Source organism: Vibrio sp. 378 (assembly GCF_033339435.1).
In genome coordinates, this window is the sequence record NZ_JAWOUO010001152.1 from 1 (window position 1) to 524 (window position 524).

The following is a 524-nucleotide window of genomic DNA, read 5'->3' on the forward strand; positions in this document are numbered from 1 at the left end:
ACTGTGCTCGAATGAGGGGGATGCGCTTGTTACGACAAGCATTGGCTAAAAAGCCATAATGGCGAATACGCATAAAGCCTTTAGGCAGGACATGTTGTAAATAGCGCCGAATGAACTCATCCATACTTAAGGTCATGAATTTGGTTTTATTGTTGTCACGATAATCCTTGTAACGAAAGCGCACACGACTGGCGTTATAGTTCACTAATCGTGATTCAGATAAGGCACCTTTGCGGGTATAACGTGCAAGATAGTGCAAGAGTTGATGTGGGTAGACACAGGCTTTGCTGTACACGCACCAAGTGGCGGGTAATGACGGTAGCGCTATGGATTGTGCCTTGAGTGCCGCTATCATTTTACCTCGAAACACAGTGGATAAAGCCTTAACAGGATAGAGATAACCTTTAGTGATAGGTTGCCACTGCGATTGTCGATTGAGGCTACCTGCGGGGATTAAACAATGCACATGAATATGTTGGCTGAGGTTTTGCCCCCAAGTATGCAACACACAAGTCATGCCGAGT

At 45.6% G+C, this 524-nt stretch carries 1 protein-coding gene; it reads right to left on the reverse strand.

Annotated features, from left to right (window positions below; genetic code table 11):
- On the reverse strand, nt 1-517 hold a 517-nt coding region (locus R7Q48_RS30885; RefSeq protein WP_318134226.1), incomplete at its 3' end, for a transposase.
- Between the last annotated feature and the right edge of the window lie 7 nt (nt 518-524).